This window comes from Pantoea sp. CS_6, from assembly GCF_041954745.1.
In the GTDB taxonomy this organism is placed as follows: domain Bacteria; phylum Pseudomonadota; class Gammaproteobacteria; order Enterobacterales; family Enterobacteriaceae; genus Pantoea; species Pantoea stewartii.
Genome location: NZ_JAVAYG010000003.1, coordinates 306,110 through 325,210, shown reverse-complemented (window position 1 = coordinate 325,210; position 19,101 = coordinate 306,110). Strand labels below are relative to the sequence as shown.

Genomic DNA, 19,101 nt, shown 5'->3' with positions numbered 1-19,101 from the left:
TGCGCTTAGTCTTCCAAAAGATGTTGCAGCAGGATGCCGTTTAACATCGCTCGTTTCGCCAGCGCAAAGGCGCCGATCGCCGAGCGATGATCGAGTTGTGAACGCACCACAGGCAGATTTTTACGAAAGGCCGCCAGTGTCTGCGTATTAATGCAACTTTCAATCGCGGGTAGCAAGACACGTTCTGCTTCGGTGATCTCGCCTGCCAGCACGATTTTTTGCGGGTTAAACAGGTTGATCGCAATTGCAATCGCCTTACCCAGATAACGCCCCACATGCTCGACAACTTCGCAGGCTAACGCATCGCCCTGATTGGCGGCCTGGCAGATATGCTGCATCTGGCACGCCGCCTGAGTCAGGATGCTCGGGTAGCCTTTATTCAGTAGCTCGCTTACACGATGTTCAATGGCGCTGTTTGCCGCAATGGTTTCAAGACAGCCAAAGTTGCCACAGTGGCAGCGTTCCCCCAGGGGATCGACCTGAATATGACCGATTTCACCGACATTGCCATTACTGCCCAAAAAAATCTGCCCGTTGGCGATAATGCCTGCGCCGGTTCCCCGATGCAGGCGCACTAATATCGAGTCGGCACAATCGCGCGTTGCGCCAAAATAGTGCTCAGCCAGCGCCAGGCTGCGAATATCATGGCCCACAAAACTGGTGACGTTAAACCGGTGCTTTAGATTAGCAACCAGCGGCCACTGATTCACATGAATATGCGGCATGTAGCGGATTACGCCATTAAGCGGATCAACGAGGCCGGGCAAAATCACGGAAATCGCGATTAGCTCGCGGATTTTCGCTTCACTCTGCTGGATAAAATGCGCAATGGCATCGAACAACGCCTGTTCGAGTGCTTCCTGCGTGCGCTGGGGCAGGGGATAATCCTGCTGAGCCAGGGATTTACCGCTTAAATCGAACAGGGTTAGCGTGGCATCATTGCGGCCAAGGCGCACACCGATGGTGTGAAAGTGGCGGGTTTCCGTCACGATAGAAATGGCGCGGCGACCGCCGGTGGACGCCTGCTGGTCCACTTCTTTAATCAAACCGCGCTCAATAAGCTGACGTGTAATTTTGGTGACACTGGCGGGGGCAAGTTGGCTTAAATCCGCAATCTGAATACGTGAAATCGGCCCTTGCTGGTCGATTAACCGGTAGACGGCCGCACTATTCAGTTGTTTGACAAGATCGACATTTCCAATTTGAGTCTGGCCGCCAGTGGTCATTCAGTGCTTACTCGCTCAGGACGTTATCTCCATTGACTAACGTCTTAATAATTTTAAAGTCGCGTGTAAAAACCGTCAGGTTGGCGAGTTTCCCTGCCTGAATCGTACCTGACTGTTTTTCAACGCCCATTGCCTGTGCGGGATAAAGTGATGCCATGCGCAGGGCTTCATCCAACGCAATGCCCGCATGCTCAACGCAGTTTTGTACGGCTTCAATCATTGTCAGTGCTGAACCGCTTAGCGTGCCCTGCTCATCCACGCACAACCCGTTACGATAATAGATTGTTTTACCAGCAAAAATAAACTTATCGATAGCAGCGCCCGCCGGTGCTGTCGCGTCGGTGACCAACACCAGTTTGTCACCTTTGATGCGTTTAGCATTGCGGACGTTAGCGTAATGGACATGTAAACCATCTGCAATAATGCCGCAGTATACATCAGGCGCATCAAACAGCGCACCGATGAGGCCGGGCTCACGTCCGGCAAAGGCAGGCATCGCATTATAGAGGTGCGTGGCGAACGTAATGCCCGCCGCAAACCCCGCTTTTGCCTCTTCATAAGTGGCACTGGAATGTCCGGCTGAGACCACGATACCCGCTTCGCTCAGTTGGCGAATCACCGCGCTGCCCACCACTTCGGGTGCCAGCGTAACTTTGCTGATCACGTCTGCGTTGTCGCAAAGGAATTGCACCATCTGCGCATCGGGCTCACGGATCAGGGCAGGGTTATGTGTGCCCTTTTTCGCCACACTCAGCCAGGGGCCTTCCAGATGTAAGCCCAGCATAACGTGAGGATACTTCTGCAAAAAGGCGCGCATTGTTTCCACCGCGCGCACCATCAGCGCGTCACTGCTGGTAATCAGCGTAGGCAGAAAGCTGGTGCAGCCCGATTTCACATTGGCGCGATGCATGGTTTCCAGCGTTTCCACGCTGATGGCGTCTATATCGTCATTAAACTGGACGCCGCCACAGCCGTTAAGCTGCAGGTCGATAAAGCCGGGCGCGATAATGGCGCCGCTTACGTCCTGCTGTTCAATGCCTGACGGCAAGGCAGTAACAGGGCAAACCCGTTCAATGCGTCCGTCAGCGATCACCACGGCATGGTGATCCAGAATTTCGTAGCCGCTGTAGATTCGGCCATTGACTAATGCGTACATCTTCTTCTCCCGGCTTACCTGCCGCTCGTGCATCTGACAGCAGGTGACGTAATAACGGTATTAAACGCCCTGCATATTTTCCGCTTCCATTTCACGGAAGTACTTCACCGTTTTAACTTTCAACTCCATGGTCGCGGGCTCGTCGCAGACCACCACGGATTTAGGATGGAGTTGCAGGCAACTGATTGTCCACATGTGGTTCACGTTTCCTTCCACGGCAGCCTGCAACGCCTGTGCTTTAACGTGACCAGTAACCAGAATCATCACTTCTTCAGCGTCCAGCAGCGTGCCCACGCCAACGGTCAGGGCATATTTCGGCACCTGATCAACATCACCGTTAAAAAAGCGTGAATTTGCCACACGTGTGTCGTGAGTCAGCGTTTTGATACGAGTGCGTGAAGATAATGACGACGCGGGTTCGTTAAAGGCGATATGGCCATCATTACCGACGCCGCCCATGAACAGGTGGATTTTGCCCAGAGACCGAATTTTATCTTCATAACGGCGACATTCTGCGTCAATATCGGGCGCATTACCATTCAGCAAATTGATGTTTTCGGGTTGAATATCAACGTGGTCAAAGAAATTACGATGCATAAAGCTGTGGTAGCTTTCCGGATGCTCTTTCGGCAGCCCGACATATTCATCCATGTTGAAGGTAATGACATGTCTGAAGCTAACCTGGCCCGCTTTGTGCATATCGATCAGGTGCTTGTACGCTTCCAGAGGCGTACCGCCCGTAGGCAGTCCCAGAATAAAGGGCTTGTCAGCGCTGGGATTAAACGCATTAATACGGTTCACAATATGGCGCGCTGCCCATTTGCCGACCTGAGTGGGAGTAGATAAAGGAATCAGTCTCATGTTGCACCTCAAATGTGAGTGAAGGATTCGACGCGCAGCAAAGCCATGTTGCCGGTGAGGACAGGCGAATGGGAAGGAAACGCGCGTCTTGATATTTCGCATCATAAAATAAGTGGGCGTTCATAGCCAGTCATGTCGATGTTAAAAATCAATTTTTGGTGATTTTTGTCACAAATGGCTGCTATTAATTTGTAGAGCGAATTAATTTGTTATTACACTCCTCAGCACTGAGTGTAATGCCGTCAGAAGCGGGCTGCTGACATAACAACATTAAGCGGCAGCCATGCAATAAGTCAGTTTCAATGGGGGAAAAGGTCAATGTTAAGTTACTTACAACGTGTGGGGCGGGCCCTGATGGTGCCGGTCGCTACGCTGCCCGCAGCAGCAATTTTAATGGGAATAGGGTACTGGATCGATCCTGACAGCTGGGGTGCAGGCAATGCCTTTGCCGCGTTGTTAATTAAATCCGGTGGCGCGATCATCGAAAATATGTCGGTGCTGTTCGCCATTGGCGTTGCATACGGCATGTCAAAAGATAAAGACGGTGCGGCTGCACTGACCGGCTTTGTGGGTTTCCTGGTCGTCACTACGCTGTGTTCACCGGCTGCTGTAGCCATGATCCAGAAAATCCCGGTGGCGGACGTGCCGGCGGCGTTTGGAAAAATCAGCAACCAGTTTGTCGGTATTCTGGTAGGCGTGCTGTCCGCAGAAGTCTATAACCGTTTTAGCCATGTAGAACTGCCCAAAGCGTTCTCATTCTTTAGCGGGCGTCGGCTGGTGCCTATTCTGGTGTCCTTCCTGATGATTCTGGTGGCATTTATCCTGATGTACATTTGGCCTGTCATCTTTAATGGTCTGGTGAGCTTCGGTGAGCATATACAAAAACTGGGATCGGTTGGTGCGGGTGTTTACGCCTTCTTTAACCGTTTGCTTATTCCGGTTGGCTTACATCATGCGCTGAACTCCGTTTTCTGGTTCGACGTAGCAGGCATTAACGATATCCCTAAATTCCTCGGCGGTGCGCAGTCACTGGCAAATGGCACTGCTATCTCGGGCATCACTGGCCGCTATCAGGCGGGTTTCTTCCCAATTATGATGTTCGGTTTGCCGGGCGCGGCGCTGGCAATTTACCATTGCGCTCGCCCTGAAAACCGGGCAAAAGTGGGCGGTATCATGCTGGCGGCCGCTTTCGCAGCATTCTTTACCGGTATCACCGAACCGCTGGAATTCTCCTTTATGTTCGTGGCACCGGTACTGTATGTCATCCATGCTGTACTGACCGGCATCTCGGTCTTTATCGCTGCCAGCATGCACTGGATTGCCGGCTTTGGCTTCAGTGCGGGATTAGTGGATATGGTGCTCTCTACCCGTAATCCCCTGGCGACGCAATGGTACATGCTGATTCCGCAGGGCCTGGTGTTCTTCGTGATTTATTATCTGGTCTTCCGCTTTACCATCAAAAAATTCAACCTGATGACCCCAGGTCGTGAACTGGCGGTAGCGGGGGATGAAGCGGACGGTTATGACGTGAACGTTGATACCACTGATAATGGTGAAAGCGCCACGGAATCACTGGCACGCCGCTACATCGGCGCGGTGGGCGGTTCAGACAACCTTACCGCCATTGATGCCTGTATTACCCGTTTACGTCTGAACGTGAAAGATGCGGGCCAGGTTAACGAAGGTGTGGCAAAACGGCTGGGTGCGTCGGGTGTGATTCGCCTCAACAAGCAAAGTGTCCAGATTATCGTGGGTACCCAGGCGGAAAGTATCGCCACGGCTATGAAAAAAGTGCTGGTGAAAGGCCCGGTTGCTGGCGCAGCCAGCAGTGGCAGTGCGCCAGCCCCCGCTAAAGAGGCCAAACCCCAGGCCGTCCTGAACAGTGAAAAACGCGTTATCGCAACGCTGGTGGCCCCGGTGAGCGGTGAGGTTATCGCACTGGATGCGGTGCCGGATGAGGCTTTCGCCAGTAAAGCCGTGGGTGATGGCGTGGCGATTAAGCCGAGCGACAAGCGCGTCGTTGCGCCTGTTGCCGGTACGGTGGTGAAAATTTTCAACACGAACCATGCTTTCTGTCTGGAAAGTGAAAACGGGGTAGAGATCGTCGTGCACATGGGGCTGGATACCGTGGCGCTGGACGGTCAGGGCTTTACCCGTTTAGTGGAAGAGGGTGCACAGGTCACAGCAGGCCAGCCGGTACTGGAGATGGATCTGGACTATCTTAACGCCCATGCCCGCTCAATGATCAGTCCGGTGGTGGTGAGCAATATTGAAGACTTCGCCGGTTTAACGCTGCTGACGCAGGGCCAGGTCATCGCCGGTGAAACCCCGCTGTATGAAGTAAAAGGCTAATTCCCTGTATCCTCAACAAAAGGCAGGAAGCGATTCCTGCCTTTTTTATTTTAATCGCCCAACAAACGGTTGTTTCTCTGCAACGCTTTGTGGATCATACCCGGATATTACGTGGTATAAACCACCCATTCTATGCGTTGAGGATTTTGAGATGAGTGAGGCTGAAGCCCGCCCAACGAACTTTATTCGTCAGATTATTGACGAGGATTTGGCGAGCGGTAAGCACAGCAGTGTGCATACCCGTTTTCCGCCAGAGCCAAATGGTTATCTGCATATCGGCCATGCTAAATCAATCTGCCTGAATTTCGGTATTGCACAAGATTATCAGGGCGAGTGCAATCTGCGTTTTGACGATACCAATCCGGTCAAAGAAGATATGGAGTTCGTCGAATCCATTAAGCGTGACGTGCAGTGGCTGGGTTTTACCTGGAGCGGCGAGGTTCGTTATTCATCTGACTATTTCGACCAGCTTTATCACTATGCCGTTGAACTGATCAACAAAGGCCTGGCTTACGTTGATGAACTGACGCCAGACGAAATTCGTGAATACCGCGGTACCTTAACGGCACCGGGTAAAAACAGCCCCTACCGCGACCGCAGTGTGGAAGAGAACCTCGCGCTGTTTGAAAAAATGCGCAATGGCGAGTTCGCAGAGGGCAAAGCCTGTCTGCGCGCGAAAATCGACATGGCTTCCAGCTTTATCGTCATGCGCGATCCGGTGCTGTACCGCATCAAGTTTGCCGAGCATCATCAAACCGGCAATAAGTGGTGCATCTACCCGATGTACGATTTCACCCACTGCATTTCGGATGCGCTGGAAGGCATTACGCACTCCCTTTGCACGCTGGAATTCCAGGACAACCGCCGCCTGTATGACTGGGTGCTGGATAACATTACTATTCCTGTTCATCCGCGTCAGTATGAGTTTTCGCGCCTGAATCTGGAGTATGCGGTGATGTCAAAACGCAAACTGACGCAGTTGGTCAGCGAGAAGCATGTTGAAGGCTGGGACGATCCGCGCATGTTAACCGTGTCGGGTTTGCGTCGTCGTGGTTACACCGCGGCCTCCATTCGTGAGTTCTGCCGCCGCATTGGTATCACGAAGCAGGACAACATCGTTGAAATGGCTTCGCTGGAATCCTGTATCCGCGACGATCTCAACGAAAATGCGCCGCGGGCGATGGCGGTGCTGGATCCGGTGAAAATTGTGCTGGAAAACCTGCCTGCCGGGCACAATGAAGTGCTCAGCATGCCAAATCATCCTAACAAACCGGAAATGGGCACACGCGATGTTCCCTTTAGCCGCGAGATCTGGATCGATCGTGCCGACTTCCGCGAAGAGGCGAATAAGCAATATAAGCGCCTGGTGCTGGGTAAAGAAGTGCGTCTGCGTAATGCCTATGTCATCCGTGCGGAACGGACCGCGAAAGATGAAGAAGGCAATATCACCTGCATCTACTGCACCTGTGACGTCGATACGCTGAGCAAAGATCCTGCTGATGGCCGTAAAGTCAAAGGGGTTATCCACTGGGTCTCAGCTGAACATGCACTACCGGCAGAATTCCGTCTGTATGACCGTCTGTTCAGCGTCCCGAATCCGGGTGCGGCGGATGATTTTCTGACGACAATCAATCCGGATTCGCTGGCGATTAAACACGGCTTCGTTGAACCCGGTCTGCGTGACGCAGAAGCCAGTGCGCCTTATCAGTTCGAACGTGAAGGCTATTTCTGCGCTGACAGTGTGTATTCAACACCGTCGCAGTTAGTGTTTAACCGTACTGTTGGTCTGCGCGATACCTGGGCGAAAAACGGCGAATAATTTACGCCGCGTGGTCATCAGATGATCGGTAAAGGGCGAGCAATCGCCCTTTTTTATTGGGTGGATTTTTTTTAGCGCCGACATTTGTCCTGAACCCGTTTAATTCGATTAATTTTACTTCTGTGGAATCGCTCTCAGTTTAATTTTTTTAATAACTTTCCCGGTGTGAATTATTTTTTTTCAGGTACGCTAACCCTCTGTAGTCTTTGTTTGCGGGTTAAAAAGGAAAAAATGACAGTTTTCGCACAGGAAGCCAAACACAGCGTTGTCGTCTTACATCAACTCATTGAACATATTTTTAACCACAGCCGTGACAGTGGTGACAGCTTTCATCTGCTGCTTTCTCATTTTCATCCTGACTTCCAGATGGTCACGCCACAGGGCAAGATGCTGAACCTCAATGAGGTTGAAGAACTCTTTCGCCGCTTACAGGGCGCACGGGAAGGGATGCGCATCGCGACCAGCGAACATGTGATCCTGTCAGAGCACGCTAACGAGGTTACCATTCAGTATCGGGAAGTGCAGATGATGAATGGGGAAAACAAAAGCCGCATTTCCGTTGCGATTCTGGACTGCTCCACCTCGGTGCCCCGCTGGCGCTACCTGCAGGAAACGCTGGTGGCGTGACTGACAGGCACAAAAAAGCCGATGCAGGCATCGGCTTTTTCTTTACCGTCTGACAAACGTTACTTGTCGTGCAGTGTTTCGTCTTCGCGGCAATCGCCCAGGGCACAGTGACCATACAGGTACAGGCTGTGGTTGGTGAGCTTAATACCGTGACGGGTCGCGATATCACGCTGACGCGTTTCAATAGACTCATCACTAAATTCAATGACTTTACCGCAATCCAGACAGATCAGGTGATCGTGATGGTGCTGCTGCGTCAGCTCAAACACCGATTTACCGCCTTCAAAGTTGTGGCGGGTCACAATGCCGGCATCGTCGAACTGGTTCAGTACACGGTAAACCGTGGCCAGTCCAATCTCTTCGCCCATATCAATCAGGCGTTTATACAGATCTTCCGCGCTGACGTGATGGCATGCAGGTTCCTGAAGCACTTCCAGAATTTTGAGTCTGGGCAGGGTGACTTTCAGGCCAGCCTTCTTTAATGCGGTGTTGTTGTCAGTCATGCGGATATTGTCCTGTTACTTTGGTCACTCTTGTGGCATGTAGCCTGTATGTCGATCGACCGCCATTCTCATTTGCGTCTCATTATAGAACTGATGCGCTGAAATGAAAACCGATGCTGCCTGCGATGAAACCGTGGCGATGTTCGCGGTACAAAGCATGGAGGGCGGGCTGGCTACCATTTCGCGTTGTGTCATCTCAATTCCAGGGAAATAAGCAGATGATCGATGCGGGTATTCTACAGACTAAATGCGGAAAGTTACAAAAATGTAGCTATTATTTTTATAGGAAAAGCCATTGATGCAGTGTGGACCAGCGCCCACACTGCGCTCACGGCTATCAGGCTTCGATAATTTCTTTGAGTTGCAGTTCATCGAAGATCTGCTTAACCCACTTGTCGACGCGTTCGTTCGTCAGTTCTGGCTGGCGATCTTCATCAATCGCCAGGCCCAGGAAGTGGTTATCGTCTGCCAGACCTTTTGAGGCCTCGAAGTGGTAACCCTCGGTTGGCCAGTGGCCCACGATAATGGCACCGTTAGGTTCGATGATGTCACGAATGGTGCCCATCGCGTCACAGAAGTACTCGGCGTAGTCTTCCTGATCGCCACAACCGAACAGCGCCACCAGCTTACCGTTGAAGTCGATCTCTTCCAGCGTCGGGAAAAAGTCATCCCAGTCGCACTGTGCTTCACCATAGTACCAGGTCGGAATACCCAGCAGCAGGATGTCAAAGGCTTCAAGATCTTCTTTAGTGCTTTTCGCGATGTCGTGAACCTCTGCAACGTCTTTGCCCAGTTGTTTCTGGATCATTTTTGCAATGTTTTCGGTGTTACCGGTATCGCTGCCAAAGAAGATGCCTACGATTGCCATGGGTAAAATAACCTCTTAAATCCTGATGATAGAATGAATGCCTGAGCATATTCAGCAAATGATAGCAGACCACGCAAAAGGGCGGAACTTGTAAAGCCGCGACATTTGTTTCTGTGTGCGGTTTGCGTGCGTTAGTCCAGTTTGAGTTGCGCCAGCAGCATTTGTTCAATTAATTCACTGCGGCTGAGATTACGCTGTTCAGCCAGCGTATTAAGCGCTTCTACCGCCTGGCTGTTCATTTTGAGTTCGACACGGCGAAGCCCGCGCCCTTTGTCACGTTTCAGTTGATTGCGTTTATTGATACGCAGTTGTTCATCACGCGTAAGCGGACTGGTTTTAGGGCGACCAGGGCGACGCTCGTTAGCGAACAGATCGAGCGTCGTGCGGTCAGCGTTTTCTTTTGCCATGGCTTAGTACAACTGAATGGGCGCAAACGGATCGTGCCGCTGCGCAGATTAAATTACTGGCTTTTACCGTGGATACGCGCCCACGGCAAAAATTTAGCGCGCCATCATACTCCAGGCTAACCATGGACGCCAATCCTAAACTTTTACAGCCAGTTAAGCGGGTTTATCGTGCAAAAAACCGGCGAATGCTGCGTAAAACAGCATCAGGTTTTTCGGCGTGGACCCAGTGACCTGCACCGCCAATCACGTGCGCCTGCGCGGCGGGAAACTGTTGCAGTATGGCGTCACGGTACTGATTGTCCAGATAAGGGGAGTCACCACCGCGAATGAACAACGCCGGGTGCGGCCACGCGGGCACCGTTTCCCAGCCGGTGATATGCGCATAGTTGTCCCAGAGCGCTGGAACGTTAAAGCGCCATTCACCGCTACTGAACGATTTCAGGATGAACTGAATCACACCTTCTTCATTAAGATGCTGACGCATAATTTCGGCCGCCTCACTGCGCAGCGTCACGCCCGCGTCGGTGACGGCTCGGATCGCTGCAAAAATTTCGTCGTGGCGGCGCGTCTGATAGTCGACGGGCGCAATGTCGATCATCACCATCTGTTCTATCCGCTCAGGGGCCAGGGCGCTCATCGTCATGGCAATTTTACCGCCCATGGAGTGACCAATGACGGAAAGGCGCTCAATGCCCTGCGCATCAAGCGTGTCCAGCATATCCTGGGCCATAACCTGATAGGTCATCTCGTCAGCGCGCGGAGATAAGCCATGATTACGCACATCAACCTGGATAAGCGGATGGTCATCTTTCAGACCGCGCGCCAGAACGCCGAGGTTATCAAGACTGCCAAACAAACCGTGAATGAGCAGAACGGGTTTGGAATCAGCAGAAGATTGTTCAGTTTGCAGACGGGCATTCAAAATCATAGCAAAGTTCTTAAGTGTGAGACCTGCGCTTAGGTTATCATGGTTTCACCTTTTCAGGTGCGCTGCTTCCGGTGGCATTAGGACATATTCTGACTTTTGCCCCTAAACCGTTTGAATGCTATCAGCCTGTCTGAATTTAACTTTATAATCTTCATGTTAGAACCTGCACACGGCCTGAAACTCCGGTGTTTACCTCTGGATTTTCAGAAAATCGCGGGTTCTGTCGTGAGTCAAAACCGTACGGAATAAGATGAAAACGATCGAAGTTGACGAAGAGCTCTACCGTTATATTGCCAGCCACACGCAACATATTGGCGAAAGCGCATCCGATATTCTGCGCCGTATGCTGAAGTTTACTGCGGGTCAGACAGCCACCGCGACCGAAACACAGCCTGTTGCCGCCTCGCAGCCGTCTAAAACGGCACAGTCGGCAGGGAATGAGTCACGCCCTCAGGATCGTGTTCGTGCGGTGCGCGAGTTGCTGCTTTCTGATGAATATGCAGAGCAGAAGCGGGCGGTAAATCGCTTTATGCTAATCTTGTCAACGCTCTATCGTCTGGATACGGCCGCGTTTGCTGAGGCGACCACCTCCATGCAGGGCCGTACGCGCATCTATTTTGCAGGCGATGAGCACACGCTGCTGCAAAGCGGCACCCATACCAAGCCGAAGCATGTGCCCGGCACGCCGTACTGGGTCATTACGAATACCAATACCGGTCGTAAACGCAGCATGATCGAACACATTATGCTGTCGATGCAGTTCCCATCGGAACTGGCTGAGAAAGTTTGCGGCACCATTTAAACTGAAGCGTCAGGGAGAAGCGCCAATGGCCAATCACCCCCGTGCCGGGCAGCCTGCCCAGCAGAGCGATTTGATTAACGTTGCACAATTAACTTCACAATATTATGTCCTGCAGCCCGATGTGGCGAATCCAGAACATGCGGTGAAATTTGGCACATCAGGCCATCGCGGTAGCGCAGGACGTCACAGCTTTAACGAAAAGCACATTCTGGCGATTGCGCAGGCGATTGCGGAAGAGCGTAAAAAGAACGGTATTACCGGCCCGTGCTATGTGGGTAAAGATACGCACGCGCTGTCTGAGCCCGCGCTGCTGTCCGTGCTGTCCGTGCTGACCGCAAACGGGGTTGATGTGATTGTTCAGCAGGATAACGGTTATACGCCAACGCCTGCGATTTCGAACGCTATCCTTGAACACAACAAATCCGGCGGCCCACTGGCGGATGGCATTGTGATTACGCCGTCGCACAATCCCCCGGAAGATGGCGGCATTAAATACAATCCGCCAAACGGTGGGCCGGCAGATACCAACGTCACCAAAGTGGTGGAAGACCGAGCGAATCAGCTGTTGAAAGACGGCCTTAAAGACGTTAAACGTCTGTCACTGGATCAGGCCTGGGCCAGCGGCCACATCCATGAAAAAGATCTGATTCAGCCTTACGTGGAAGGTCTGTCACAGATCATCGACATTCCTGCGATTCAGAAAGCGGGTCTGAAGATTGGTGTCGATCCGCTTGGCGGTTCCGGGATCGCTTACTGGCAGCGTATCGCTGAGCACTACAAGCTGGATCTGACGCTGGTGAATGACGCTGTCGACCAGACTTTCCGCTTTATGCACCTTGATAAAGATGGTGTGGTGCGCATGGACTGTTCGTCCGAATGCGCCATGGCGGGGCTGCTGGCCTACAAAGACAAATTCGATCTGGCCTTCGGAAACGATCCGGATTATGACCGTCACGGCATTGTTACCCCTGCCGGGCTCATGAATCCGAACCATTATCTGGCCGTTGCGATCAACTATTTGTTCCAGCACCGTCCGCAGTGGGGTCAGGATGTTGCCGTGGGTAAAACCCTCGTGTCCAGTGCGATGATTGACCGGGTCGTGGACGATATTGGCCGCAAGCTGGTAGAAGTTCCGGTGGGCTTTAAATGGTTCGTGGATGGCCTGTTTGATGGCAGCTTTGGTTTTGGCGGCGAAGAAAGTGCGGGTGCGTCATTCCTGCGCTTCGACGGCACACCCTGGTCAACCGACAAAGACGGGATCATCCTGTGTCTGCTGGCGGCAGAAATTACGGCCGTAACGGGTAAGAACCCGCAGCAACACTATGATGAACTGGCTGCACGCTTCGGTGCGCCAAGCTACAACCGTCTGCAGGCACCGGCAACATCGGCGCAGAAAGCCGCATTGTCGAAGCTGTCACCTGAAATGGTCAGTGCAGATACGCTGGCGGGCGATCCGATTACCGCGCGCTTAACGGCCGCTCCCGGTAACGGCGCGTCTATCGGTGGACTGAAAGTTATGACGGAAAACGGCTGGTTCGCTGCGCGTCCATCGGGCACCGAAGACGCGTATAAGATCTACTGTGAAAGCTTCCTGGGCGCAGAGCATCGTGCGCAGATCGAGAAAGAAGCCGTCGAGATTGTCAGCGAAGTGCTGAAAAACGCCTGATAAATCTGTTAAATAAAAAAAGCGCCGCTGGCGCTTTTTTTTATGGCATGAACCGGTAGCCGATACCGGTTTCCGTCAGCAGGTGAACGGGTTGGGTCGGATTGGCTTCAAGCTTTTGCCGCAGATGGCCCATATAAATGCGCAGGTAATGGCTGTGTTCGACAGCATTGGGTCCCCAGACCTGATTCAGCAGCTGACGCTGCGTCAGAACTTTCCCCGCGTTATTCAGTAATGTGGTCAGCAAACGAAACTCGATGGGCGTAAGGTGAACCTCTTCGCCCGCGCGCAGCACGCGGCGTGCGGCAATATCGACGACCACGTCGGCGAAGCTGACCTTCGGATCCGGGTGCTTCCCGGCATGACGCCGCAGGGCGACCCGAACACGCGCCAGCAGTTCACCAATCCCAAAAGGTTTAGTCAGGTAATCATCGGCACCAGCATCCAGTGCGTCAATTTTGTCCTGCTCGTCAGTACGGGCAGAGAGAACAATAACCGGCAGCGTGCTCCACTGGCGGAGTTCACCAATAAACGTCTTGCCGTCGCCATCAGGTAAACCCAGATCAAGGATGACTAAATCGGGCTTTCGCGTGGCGGCTTCGATCAGCCCACGTTGCAGCGTCTCAGCATCGAAAACCTTCAGGCCTTCACTTTCCAGCGCGAGGCGCACGAAGCGGCGAATTTCTTTCTCATCTTCAATGATTAAAACCGTGGTCACACCAATCCTGCCATTGCCTGAAAAGGGAAAACACACTGTATCAACTTTTCTGGCATTCGTCCGTGTTGCCATGAAAATCCGTTGAAGGATCACCTCTGTAACTCATAATTAACCTGGGTATAACGGCCAGGTAAACTTACCCGTGCAGAACAAAAAAGACGCAAATTTAGTGGTCAGATGAGTAGTAAAATCATCCAACCCGGCGTAATATTAGACACAGATCACATTTATGACGTTTTTTTACTCAGGAGGCTGCTATGTACCGCACCTATCCACTTCACAAAATTATTTTGCGCCGAACGCTGGTCATCCTGTCAGGTCTGCTCGCTCTGCCGGTTATGCTGTTTCGTCAGGATCGGGCGCGTTTCTACAGCTACCTGCATCGGATGTGGTGCAAAACCAGCGCCAAACCGGTCTGGCTGGCGCAGTCTGAAGCAGCGGCGGGTATTTTCTGGTAAGTCCCTGCTGTGCGGTTGATTTTACGCCGCGCTGGCAGGGGGACACATCCCGACAGAGGGGATTGCCAGCGTTTTCAGACGTGCTTATCTGTTTTTCACCTGAAGTGTGCTGTGGCACGGTGTTAAGGGCGACACAGCGCCTCTTTTTTCCCTGTTCGTTCCGTCACGCAGCTTAGTTGCGCCTTAGCTTTGCGCCAGTGAAGCAGGAAACCTTCTCAATGTCCGGGCAAGCCGCCCCGTTCGCCAGTACCCGTTCACGGGCAACCCTTCCTTATTATCTGACCGGCGGCCCCGACGGGCACCGCACTTTACGCGCTTCAGAACCCGCTGCAATATCGCCCACAGGCAGAAGCACTGACGGCAGACCGCTAGCGTTTAGGCACAGGCGGGGCAAACTGCAGCGCGCCTGCGATACGGTTCCAGGCATTGATCGCGGCAACAGCCGAGGTAAGAAACGCGATTTCCTGTTTATCGAAGACGCGGCTGACCTCAGCATACACCGCATCAGAAACCGGCTGCTGAGCCATTAAGGTCAGGGCCTCTGTCCAGGCCAGCGCCGCACATTCCCGCTCCGAATAGATACCGGTTTCGCGCCATACGGCGACCAGATCCATTTTTACCGGGCTCAAATCGGTCTTACGCGCCTGATTGAGATGGTACTGGAGGCAAAAAGCGCACGCATTCAGCTGTGAAGCGCGCAGTTTGATCAGCTCAGTGAGCGATTTTTCCAGCCCGGAATCGTCAACGGCTTTGCCCAGCATCGCTAAGGCTGCCACCACATCGGGTGCGGTATGTTCGAACGAAGACCAGTCGCTGCGACGGTGATTAAGCGATGTCACGATATACCTCATCTGCTAATATAAGAGTTCGAATAACAATATACGAACTCTTATATTATGCGCAAGTCAGATCTGCAGAGCACCACCATCCCCGAACCCGGTGAAGGAAAACGCGGTGAGTCAGGCCATATTGGTTATCTGCTGCGGCAGGCCCATGCGGCTCATAAAATCAGAATGGAAAATGCGCTGAAGGATAAAGGCGTCACGTTGCCGCAATTTTCGGTGCTGACCATGCTTGCGGCCTATCCCGGCGCATCGGGTGCCGACCTTGCGCGTCTGTCGCTTCTGACGCCACAGACGATGAGCGTCATTGTGGCGAATCTGGAGCGGGCCGGAATGATTCGTCGTCGTCCGCACGCGGTGCACGGCAGAATTCAGGTGATTGAGATTGCTGACGCCGGGCGTGACGTTCTCGCGCAGTGCAAAGTAGCGGTTCAGTCGGTTGAGGCCAGCCTGCTTTCGGGTGTCACGCCTGAGGATGAAAAGGTGATTCGGCGCTGGCTGGTCAGCGTGGCAGTGGGAGAATAAACCGTTAAAAAAGACCACGGGCTGGTCATCTGAAAGGCTTCGCGGCGTTCACTTTTGCTACACAGAATCTGTACCATCCCGGTCGTTTTACGCTACACTTAAACCTCTACAAGTTTTCGGAGGTTGTACAAGTATGAGCGAAAAAATTCCCGTTGGGATCAGCGCTTGCCTGCTTGGTGAGAGCGTCAGATTTGATGGCGGCCACAAGCGGCTCGCGTTCGCCACTGAGCAACTGACGCCTTTTGTTCGTTTCGAACCCGTTTGCCCTGAAATGGCGATTGGGCTGCCCACGCCGCGCCCGGCGCTGCGCTTAGTTAAGCAGAGCGACGACGATGAACTGCACCTTTGCTTCAGCAAAGAGGGCGGCGATGACATCACCGATAAGATGCGCGACTGGTCCGAAAAACGCGTGAAATCGCTGCATCACCTGTGCGGCTACATACTGTGTGCAAAATCACCCAGTTGCGGGATGGAGCGCGTGCGTATCTACGAGCCCGCCACCAATAATAACCGTAAAGCGGGAACCGGTATATTTACCCGTTTTCTGCAACGTGAAATGCCCTGGTTACCGCTCGAAGAAGACGGGCGTCTGAACGATCCGACATTACGTGAAAACTTTATCGGCCGGATTTGCGCGCTGCACGAGTTTCATGAAATGTGGAAAAAGGGGCTGACCCGTCATGGCCTGATTGCCTTCCACAGCCAGTATAAATTGTTACTGCTGGCGCATTCGCAAAAAAAATATCGTGAACTGGGCCCCTTTGTTGCCTCGATGAACCAGTGGGAGTCACTGGAGGCGTTTGCCTTCGAGTACCGCAACCGCCTTATGGATCTGATGTCACAACCGGCCTCGCGCACTAACCACACCAATGTGTTGATGCATGTTCAGGGTTATTTCCGCAGTCAACTGAGTTCGCCGCAACGCAGAGAACTGACGTCACTGATTGATTGTTACCGTCAGGGCACGCAACCGTTACTGGCGCCGATTACGATTCTTAAGCACTACATGGCTGAATATCCTCATCCGTGGCTGACGCAGCAGCGCTACTTCGATCCTTACCCGGAAGCGCTGCGCCTGCGCTACGGACAGTGAGTCGGGAGCATGATGACGACCCATCTTGTCTGGTTCCGTAATGACCTGCGCATCAATGATAACCTTGCGCTGCATGCCGCCTGCAGCAAGTCAGATGCCCGTGTCATAGCACTGTTTATTGCCACGCCGGGACAGTGGCAGCAACACGATATGGCCCCCCGGCAGGCCGCGTTTATTCACCAGAATCTCTGCAGCCTGCAGGCATCACTGGCCGAAAAAGGCATCCCGCTGCATGTTCATCAGTGTGATGATTTCGCTGCCAGCGTGGATTTTCTCGTCACGTTTTGTGAACAGCAAAACGTTGATCAACTGTTTTATAACTACCAGTACGAATTTAACGAACGTCAGCGCGATGCGCAGGCGGAAAAGCGGTTAGATGAAGCGGACGTGATCTGTCAGGGGTTTGATGACAGCGTACTTTTGTCGCCCGGCAGTATCCAGACCGGCGATGGTGAGATGTACAAAGTGTTTACCCCGTTCAGCAAAGCCTTTATTCGTCGCCTGCAGCAGGGGTTGCCTGAGTGTGTCCCGGCGCCTAAAGCCCGGGATGGCGCGCCCCTGAACACACCAAAAGCGATTTCGTCATTTGATTACGACCATGCTGAGGTTGATGATGCGCTGTTTCCGGCCGGTGAACAGGCGGCGATTAAGCAGCTACGTGCGTTTGCGCAGCATGCCGTGCTGGATTATCCAAAGCAGCGTGACCTGCCTGCGCGCGACAGCACCAGCCGGTTATCGGCTTACCTGACCATCGGCGTGCTTTCACCGCGCCAGTGTCTGCATCGGGTGTTGCATGAACATCCCGGGGCGCTGGAAGGCAGCCCGGCGGCTGTATGGATCAATGAACTCATCTGGCGTGAGTTCTATCGCCATCTCATCGTTGCGTTTCCCCGACTGTGTAAGCATCAGCCTTTTGTCCACTGGACGCGTCATGTCGCGTGGCAACGAAACGAGGCGCATTTTGACGCCTGGAAAGCCGGGAAAACCGGTTATCCCATCGTCGATGCCGCCATGCGACAGATGCTGCAGACCGGCTGGATGCATAACCGGCTTCGCATGATCACGGCCAGTTTTCTGGTAAAGGATCTGTTAATCGACTGGCGCCAAGGCGAGCGCTATTTCATGCAGCAGCTTATCGATGGCGACCTGGCCGCCAATAACGGCGGCTGGCAGTGGGCGGCGTCCACGGGGACCGATGCCGCACCGTATTTCCGCATTTTTAACCCTACGACGCAAAGTGAGCGTTTCGATGAACAGGGTGATTTTATTCGTCACTACCTGCCCGAACTGAAAGACGTGCCGGACAGTGCGATTCATCAGCCGCACGAATGGGCGCGGAAAAACAACAAGACACTCGATTATCCAACACCGATCGTGGAACATAAGGACGCACGTAAAAAGACACTCGACGCCTTCGAGCGCGCAAAAAATGCGGCCTGAGGTGGCAAGGAGCAGAAATGAATCACTATGCGTTAGAAAAAATCGTTAACGATCAGCTGGCAACCCATACCTTCAGCGATTATGCGCCAAACGGGCTACAGGTCGAAGGCCGACCTGAAGTGAAAACGATCGTTACCGGCGTGACCGCCTGCCAGGCGCTGCTGGATGAAGCGGTGGCGCGCAAAGCCGATGCGGTGCTGGTACATCACGGTTATTTCTGGAAAAGTGAACCGGCGGTGATTAAAGGCATGAAACGCCAGCGTCTGCGCACGCTACTGGCAAACGATATTAACCTTTACGGCTGGCACCTGCCGCTGGATGCGCACCCTCAGCTGGGCAATAACGCGCAGTTGGCTAAGCTGCTGGGTATTAACGTGATGGGCGAGATTATGCCGCTGGTGCCCTGGGGTGAACTGACTCAACCTGTGAGCGGCCATGCGTTGGCACAGCGTATTACTGAGGTGCTGGGACGGGAGCCGCTTCACTGTGGTGATAATGCGCCAGCAGCGATCCGTCGTGTTGCCTGGTGCAGTGGCGGCGGTCAGGGATTTATTGATAATGCGGCCGCCTTTGGCGTAGATGCCTTTATTACGGGCGAGGTCTCTGAGCAAACCATTCACAGCGCCCGTGAACAAGGCCTGCACTTTTTCGCCGCAGGCCACCATGCCACCGAACGCGCGGGTATTCGGGCGTTGGGTGAATGGCTGGCGGAGCATCATGGCCTGGATGTCACGTTTATTGATATTCCCAATCCCGCCTGATCCCCCTGGGTTCTGCCATCTGCGCAGAACCCAAACCTGTTGACACATTACC

The 19,101-nt window shown here is 53.2% G+C and carries 19 protein-coding genes; 10 read left to right on the top strand and 9 right to left on the bottom strand.

The genetic code is table 11. The features are described from left to right. Positions 1-5: 5 nt before the first annotated feature. From RAC90_RS06750 to nagB, 3 genes are read right to left on the bottom strand one after another with little or no spacing between them, the layout of a single operon-like run. Positions 6-1,226, bottom strand: coding sequence for an N-acetylglucosamine repressor (locus RAC90_RS06750; protein WP_033739308.1), 1,221 nt, complete (start codon positions 1,224-1,226; stop codon positions 6-8). A 7-nt stretch (positions 1,227-1,233) separates the two neighbouring features. Beyond that, positions 1,234-2,382 carry an N-acetylglucosamine-6-phosphate deacetylase gene (gene nagA / locus RAC90_RS06745; RefSeq protein ID WP_033739310.1) on the bottom strand — a complete coding sequence of 383 codons (1,149 nt, stop codon included), beginning with the start codon at positions 2,380-2,382 and terminating at the stop codon, positions 1,234-1,236. Between the two features lie 60 nt (positions 2,383-2,442). Further along, on the bottom strand, positions 2,443-3,243 hold the full coding sequence (gene nagB / locus RAC90_RS06740; RefSeq protein ID WP_006118426.1) for a glucosamine-6-phosphate deaminase: 801 nt from the start codon (positions 3,241-3,243) through the stop codon (positions 2,443-2,445). Positions 3,244-3,561: 318 nt separating this feature from the next. On the opposite strand from nagB, the gene nagE reads away from it, so the two are divergent. The 3 genes from nagE (at position 3,562) to RAC90_RS06725 (ending at position 8,041) form a co-directional block, all read left to right on the top strand. After that, the gene (gene nagE, locus RAC90_RS06735) at positions 3,562-5,595 is read left to right on the top strand and encodes an N-acetylglucosamine-specific PTS transporter subunit IIBC (protein ID WP_375124141.1); all 2,034 of its coding nucleotides are present in this window, start codon (positions 3,562-3,564) and stop codon (positions 5,593-5,595) included. A 151-nt stretch (positions 5,596-5,746) separates the two neighbouring features. Further along, positions 5,747-7,414 (top strand): glutamine--tRNA ligase, encoded by a 1,668-nt coding sequence (gene glnS, locus RAC90_RS06730; RefSeq protein ID WP_006118428.1) that lies wholly within the window; start codon positions 5,747-5,749, stop codon positions 7,412-7,414. A 231-nt stretch (positions 7,415-7,645) separates the two neighbouring features. Further along, complete coding sequence (locus tag RAC90_RS06725; protein WP_033739315.1) at positions 7,646-8,041, top strand: hypothetical protein; 396 nt, start codon at positions 7,646-7,648, stop codon at positions 8,039-8,041. Positions 8,042-8,100: 59 nt separating this feature from the next. Here the strand turns inward: RAC90_RS06725 and fur are convergent, their stop codons facing one another. The 4 genes from fur to ybfF all read right to left on the bottom strand — a co-directional run bounded on the left by fur (position 8,101) and on the right by ybfF (position 10,747). After that, positions 8,101-8,544, bottom strand: coding sequence for a ferric iron uptake transcriptional regulator (fur, locus tag RAC90_RS06720; protein ID WP_033739317.1), 444 nt, complete (start codon positions 8,542-8,544; stop codon positions 8,101-8,103). 337 nt (positions 8,545-8,881) lie between these two features. Continuing rightward, positions 8,882-9,412, bottom strand: a complete 531-nt coding sequence (fldA, locus tag RAC90_RS06715; RefSeq protein ID WP_006118431.1) for a flavodoxin FldA — start codon at positions 9,410-9,412, stop codon at positions 8,882-8,884. Positions 9,413-9,543: 131 nt separating this feature from the next. After that, positions 9,544-9,819 (bottom strand): LexA regulated protein, encoded by a 276-nt coding sequence (ybfE, locus tag RAC90_RS06710; RefSeq protein ID WP_375124140.1) that lies wholly within the window; start codon positions 9,817-9,819, stop codon positions 9,544-9,546. Between the two features lie 163 nt (positions 9,820-9,982). Beyond that, entirely contained in the window at positions 9,983-10,747 is a 765-nt protein-coding gene (gene ybfF, locus RAC90_RS06705; protein WP_375124139.1) for an esterase, read from the bottom strand. Between the two features lie 250 nt (positions 10,748-10,997). Here ybfF and seqA point away from each other — a divergent pair, with 250 nt between their 5' ends. Together seqA and pgm are read left to right on the top strand one after the other, a co-directional pair. Next, positions 10,998-11,549 (top strand): replication initiation negative regulator SeqA, encoded by a 552-nt coding sequence (seqA, locus tag RAC90_RS06700; protein ID WP_006118434.1) that lies wholly within the window; start codon positions 10,998-11,000, stop codon positions 11,547-11,549. Between the two features lie 25 nt (positions 11,550-11,574). Then, on the top strand, positions 11,575-13,215 hold the full coding sequence (gene pgm / locus RAC90_RS06695; RefSeq protein ID WP_033739321.1) for a phosphoglucomutase (alpha-D-glucose-1,6-bisphosphate-dependent): 1,641 nt from the start codon (positions 11,575-11,577) through the stop codon (positions 13,213-13,215). A gap of 40 nt (positions 13,216-13,255) precedes the next feature. Here the strand turns inward: pgm and kdpE are convergent, their stop codons facing one another. Further along, positions 13,256-13,930, bottom strand: a complete 675-nt coding sequence (kdpE, locus tag RAC90_RS06690) for a two-component system response regulator KdpE (protein ID WP_006118436.1) — start codon at positions 13,928-13,930, stop codon at positions 13,256-13,258. A gap of 257 nt (positions 13,931-14,187) precedes the next feature. On the opposite strand from kdpE, the gene RAC90_RS06685 reads away from it, so the two are divergent. Further along, entirely contained in the window at positions 14,188-14,388 is a 201-nt protein-coding gene (locus RAC90_RS06685) for a YbfA family protein (RefSeq protein WP_054634317.1), read from the top strand. A 368-nt stretch (positions 14,389-14,756) separates the two neighbouring features. Here the strand turns inward: RAC90_RS06685 and RAC90_RS06680 are convergent, their stop codons facing one another. Further along, positions 14,757-15,227: a carboxymuconolactone decarboxylase family protein gene (locus RAC90_RS06680; RefSeq protein WP_375124138.1), complete on the bottom strand. Its 471-nt coding sequence runs from the start codon at positions 15,225-15,227 to the stop codon at positions 14,757-14,759. 57 nt (positions 15,228-15,284) lie between these two features. On the opposite strand from RAC90_RS06680, the gene RAC90_RS06675 reads away from it, so the two are divergent. The 4 genes from RAC90_RS06675 (at position 15,285) to RAC90_RS06660 (ending at position 19,049) form a co-directional block, all read left to right on the top strand. Continuing rightward, positions 15,285-15,755: a MarR family winged helix-turn-helix transcriptional regulator gene (locus RAC90_RS06675; protein ID WP_054634316.1), complete on the top strand. Its 471-nt coding sequence runs from the start codon at positions 15,285-15,287 to the stop codon at positions 15,753-15,755. 133 nt (positions 15,756-15,888) lie between these two features. Then, positions 15,889-16,848: a 2-thiouracil desulfurase family protein gene (locus tag RAC90_RS06670; RefSeq protein ID WP_006118440.1), complete on the top strand. Its 960-nt coding sequence runs from the start codon at positions 15,889-15,891 to the stop codon at positions 16,846-16,848. Positions 16,849-16,860: 12 nt separating this feature from the next. Next, entirely contained in the window at positions 16,861-18,288 is a 1,428-nt protein-coding gene (phrB, locus tag RAC90_RS06665; protein WP_375124165.1) for a deoxyribodipyrimidine photo-lyase, read from the top strand. 17 nt (positions 18,289-18,305) lie between these two features. Then, positions 18,306-19,049 carry a type 2 GTP cyclohydrolase I gene (locus RAC90_RS06660; RefSeq protein ID WP_133745081.1) on the top strand — a complete coding sequence of 248 codons (744 nt, stop codon included), beginning with the start codon at positions 18,306-18,308 and terminating at the stop codon, positions 19,047-19,049. Positions 19,050-19,101: the final 52 nt, after the last annotated feature.

Bases quoted from the DNA above. Each gene is read 5' to 3' on its own strand.
- RAC90_RS06750 (WP_033739308.1), bottom strand. From the start codon at position 1,226: ATGACCACTGGCGGCCAGACTCAAATTGGAAATGTCGATCTTGTCAAA.
- nagA (WP_033739310.1), bottom strand. From the start codon at position 2,382: ATGTACGCATTAGTCAATGGCCGAATCTACAGCGGCTACGAAATTCTG.
- nagB (WP_006118426.1), bottom strand. From the start codon at position 3,243: ATGAGACTGATTCCTTTATCTACTCCCACTCAGGTCGGCAAATGGGCA.
- nagE (WP_375124141.1), top strand. From the start codon at position 3,562: ATGTTAAGTTACTTACAACGTGTGGGGCGGGCCCTGATGGTGCCGGTC.
- glnS (WP_006118428.1), top strand. From the start codon at position 5,747: ATGAGTGAGGCTGAAGCCCGCCCAACGAACTTTATTCGTCAGATTATT.
- RAC90_RS06725 (WP_033739315.1), top strand. From the start codon at position 7,646: ATGACAGTTTTCGCACAGGAAGCCAAACACAGCGTTGTCGTCTTACAT.
- fur (WP_033739317.1), bottom strand. From the start codon at position 8,544: ATGACTGACAACAACACCGCATTAAAGAAGGCTGGCCTGAAAGTCACC.
- fldA (WP_006118431.1), bottom strand. From the start codon at position 9,412: ATGGCAATCGTAGGCATCTTCTTTGGCAGCGATACCGGTAACACCGAA.
- ybfE (WP_375124140.1), bottom strand. From the start codon at position 9,819: ATGGCAAAAGAAAACGCTGACCGCACGACGCTCGATCTGTTCGCTAAC.
- ybfF (WP_375124139.1), bottom strand. From the start codon at position 10,747: ATGATTTTGAATGCCCGTCTGCAAACTGAACAATCTTCTGCTGATTCC.
- seqA (WP_006118434.1), top strand. From the start codon at position 10,998: ATGAAAACGATCGAAGTTGACGAAGAGCTCTACCGTTATATTGCCAGC.
- pgm (WP_033739321.1), top strand. From the start codon at position 11,575: ATGGCCAATCACCCCCGTGCCGGGCAGCCTGCCCAGCAGAGCGATTTG.
- RAC90_RS06685 (WP_054634317.1), top strand. From the start codon at position 14,188: ATGTACCGCACCTATCCACTTCACAAAATTATTTTGCGCCGAACGCTG.
- RAC90_RS06675 (WP_054634316.1), top strand. From the start codon at position 15,285: ATGCGCAAGTCAGATCTGCAGAGCACCACCATCCCCGAACCCGGTGAA.
- RAC90_RS06670 (WP_006118440.1), top strand. From the start codon at position 15,889: ATGAGCGAAAAAATTCCCGTTGGGATCAGCGCTTGCCTGCTTGGTGAG.
- phrB (WP_375124165.1), top strand. From the start codon at position 16,861: ATGACGACCCATCTTGTCTGGTTCCGTAATGACCTGCGCATCAATGAT.
- RAC90_RS06660 (WP_133745081.1), top strand. From the start codon at position 18,306: ATGAATCACTATGCGTTAGAAAAAATCGTTAACGATCAGCTGGCAACC.